The sequence below is a fragment of the Oleiphilus sp. HI0061 genome, from assembly GCF_001635675.1.
Window position 1 is genome coordinate 1 of sequence record NZ_LWFE01001263.1, and the last position, 3351, is coordinate 3351.

At 43.5% G+C, this 3351-nt stretch carries 2 protein-coding genes and 1 pseudogene; all 3 read right to left on the reverse strand.

The features are described from left to right. Nucleotides 1-407: pseudogene (locus tag A3735_RS19770) on the reverse strand (hypothetical protein); the annotation flags it as partial. A 63-nt stretch (nucleotides 408-470) separates the two neighbouring features. Beyond that, a complete protein-coding gene (locus A3735_RS19775) occupies nucleotides 471-1616 on the reverse strand; it encodes a YCF48-related protein (RefSeq protein WP_068507666.1) in 1146 nt (381 codons plus the stop codon). Nucleotides 1617-1802: 186 nt separating this feature from the next. Continuing rightward, nucleotides 1803-3185 carry a DUF1329 domain-containing protein gene (locus tag A3735_RS19780; protein WP_068634380.1) on the reverse strand — a complete coding sequence of 461 codons (1383 nt, stop codon included), beginning with the start codon at nucleotides 3183-3185 and terminating at the stop codon, nucleotides 1803-1805. Nucleotides 3186-3351: the final 166 nt, after the last annotated feature.

Below are 3351 nucleotides of genomic sequence, written 5' to 3' on the forward strand. Positions count from 1 at the left end.
ACTTCCACCCAACGGACATTGGGAGTCCATAGAGACTTCATTCCTGAGCGATCTACGCCTGGAAGGTAAAACAACTCATCTGTTATTTCACTCAAGGTCTCCATATACGCTTTGTCAAAGACGTCACCATCTTTAACTGCCACCGCAACGCGTATTGAGTTACCTAGATTTTCCAGATCCTCCCTATTCTCCATCATATTGACGATAAACGGGTGCTCAAGCGGAATTAAACGCTCGAATGAAGCATCCGGTTTAATTTGTGCCGCATTGAAACCCAAGAAAGCCGTAATCAATGCAAATATTGCAAGAATCACAGGTCTGTTTGAAAATATTAGCCGTTCAATGACACTACCTGAACCGACAGCTTTAATCTGCTTGCCTGAAGCGCCCTTATCTGAGTTTGACATCCATCAATCCTCTTAATCTCTAGTCGTTATATCTTATATAATTAGTTATGTTGCCAAAGGCACTTACAAGTTCAAACCGCTTGGAGTGGTCAAGTTAACACCATTTTCCCCTACCAATACCAAGCGCTCTGCGTCGATATAGACTGAAGATGCATTTCCTAATCGATTTTCGCGAATTGTTTCAACAAAAGTTCGTCCCCCATCACGACTTAGAATAACCACGCCGGAATTTCCCACGACTGACACTTTCTTGCTTCCGTCATGAGAAGCAGACATTAGAGTCCCTTCGGTCTTCGTTTCTACTTGCTCCCATGTATCGCCATTATCTTCGGAGCGATACATATTGCCTCGCAAACCAAAAGCCAGTACAACGCCTTCATCCTGTGTTCCGGCGACGCCGAAAAATGACCCGCTATATGGACTATCGAGAGTTTCCCAGGTTTCACCCTTATCGGTTGAGCGGTATAGCACGCCACCCTCACCAACAATAAATAGGGCACCACCCTTAACTTCGTTCACTGCATTTAAGTGAAAGCGGTCAGGGTTTTCAATTCGGCTACCATAGTTCTGCCAGGTACGTCCGCCATCGGAGGTCTTAAACAGAAAACCGTAAGCACCCACTACAAAACCTTCTTTTGAAGAACTGAACAACACATCCAGCAAGGGTTTACTCGCACCAACTTGAGCATCGAACTTCGCATCGTCTAAAGCGTAGCTAGCTTCTTCCAACTCGTATTCCAAGTCTTCCAGCTCATCTTCAGAAGCTGTTTCCATTTGTCGTTCAAACTGCTTCAGACGCTCTTCGGACTGAGTAATAATCATTTGGTTTGCCGAGTCACCGTCAAATTGCTTGACCCAAGTTTCTCCACCATCGCTAGTGTGCAAAATGACACCCGAGTGCCCTACAGCCCAACCGTGCGTTTGATCGACAAAACTTACTGCCGTTAACAATACCGATACTGGTACAGAAGCCTGAGCCCAGCTTTTTCCTTCATCATCAGAATAGACAATATGCCCACGACCTCCGACTGCAACAAGTCGGCTGCCCGCCTTGTCAACATCCAACAAGAGGCTATTCGTTGCCATAGAAGTTTTAACCGCGGGCGTTTTAAGTACATCTTCGACCGCATGAGCAGGAGTTATTAGACTTACAACGCTCAATGAGCTAGCCAGAACACCAACTTTTAACCTAGACAGTAGACTGTTCATTTATCAACCTTGTACATTTGAATATATCCCATCAGACACCCTCAATATTAGACATTTCAACATTAACCACGAAAGCCGCCTATACAATAGCGGCCCATATTCAGTGAATATTAAAACAACACATGCCTATTTTGAGTTTCTTTTTAAGCAAGCTGAAGAGCTCCCTTGCTCTATGTCTATATTTTGTTATCGGCCTCTACGTCTTAATGACGAAGGCTTAAAGTAACGCTTGTTTGGTACCTTATTTTCAAATACAGGTGCCTGTTTTTCTTCTGAGTATAGACCATTCACACTATAACGACGTGCTTGTAGATCGTGATATACATCACCACTGGACCAAACGCCTGGCAACTCATAATAGTTCTTTAAGAGCGCATTACTGACTCGCCAAAGTTCACCACGGTTATCGTACTGATCCACCATAGCAATTCCCCAGCTGTCTTCATCAACATAGAACACACGTTTTTTATAGATATGACGAGCCCCTTTCTTCAAAGTAGCTTCGACAACATGTACACGATGCAGTTCCCAGCGAACATATTCAGGATTTAAGTGACCCGGCATAACCAAGTCATCGTATTGAACACCTTTCTGACCGACCTTATAATTGTTATAAGGAATGAAAAACTCCTTAACACCTTTGTAGTCCCAGTTATATCGATCAGGGGCTCCATTGTACATATCTGTATCATCTGCAGTACGCGTGTTGTCAGACGAAGCAATGGGGGAATCATAAGCCAAGTTTGGAGCACGTCTCACTCGACGCTGGCCTGAGTTATAGTCCCACGCACCTCGTTTGTCTTTAACCTGATCCATAGTTTCGTGAACTAGCAACGCACCACCTGCCAAACGGGCGGGCGCTTTATTGAAAGTCAAAAAGTAAAACAAAATATTGTTAAGCTTTTTAAAGCTGCCTTTAGGGTTATGGAAGTTAAAAAACACTTCCGCCTGCTTGGTAATCGGAGAAAAAGAACCATCTCTCTGAACTGGCACTTCAGTCGAACGCAAGATTGCAAAAATACCTCTCCATCTAGTCAAATGATTCCACATTGTCTGAAGGGCTTTATCTTCATTCTTTCCATGTAATATTGGAAAAGGAATACCACCGTATGCGTTCTGAATCCCCACCCCGCCTTTGGATAAAGACGATGTTTTGGCATTTTTCTTGGTATTTTCTAGGACCCAATCCGGCATCGAGTGCGAACGATGGGTTGGATATACATTGATCTTGAAGCTACTTGGGTATGCTTCAAACAAAGCATACTGACCTGGGGTCAGATAGTTTTTAAAACCTTTGTAGTTACTGTCATCAATGGTGAATTTGATATCATCAGAGGCAAAAGGGTCGATATGATGCTGCCCTGTCCCCTCATACCCCATTGGGGCTTCGGTAATCCCCCCAGTCCATGCAGGAATAGTTTTATTTTTATTCCCGGATTTTATCGAACCGAACGGCGTTAAAGAATTCCCTAACTTATTAACTTCTTTCGTTGAAACTTTCGCATTTGCATTGAGCGCACCCAAAACCAGCGCTAGCACACTACAAAGCAAAATAGACTTGTTTTTCATATGATTACCTTGAAACACACCCATTGTTGTATTACTACACTCTAAAATCGCCACACCCATTGTTGTATTACTACACTCTAAAATCGCCACACTCATTATTAACGAGAGTGGTCGCCCGCATCTGGATTAACATTTTTTGGCCTAAACCTGTTATCGCTGATACTGG

Excerpts from the sequence above, each read along its gene's own strand:
- A3735_RS19775 (WP_068507666.1), bottom strand. The coding sequence starts at position 1,616 with ATGAACAGTCTACTGTCTAGGTTAAAAGTTGGTGTTCTGGCTAGCTCA.
- A3735_RS19780 (WP_068634380.1), bottom strand. The coding sequence starts at position 3,185 with ATGAAAAACAAGTCTATTTTGCTTTGTAGTGTGCTAGCGCTGGTTTTG.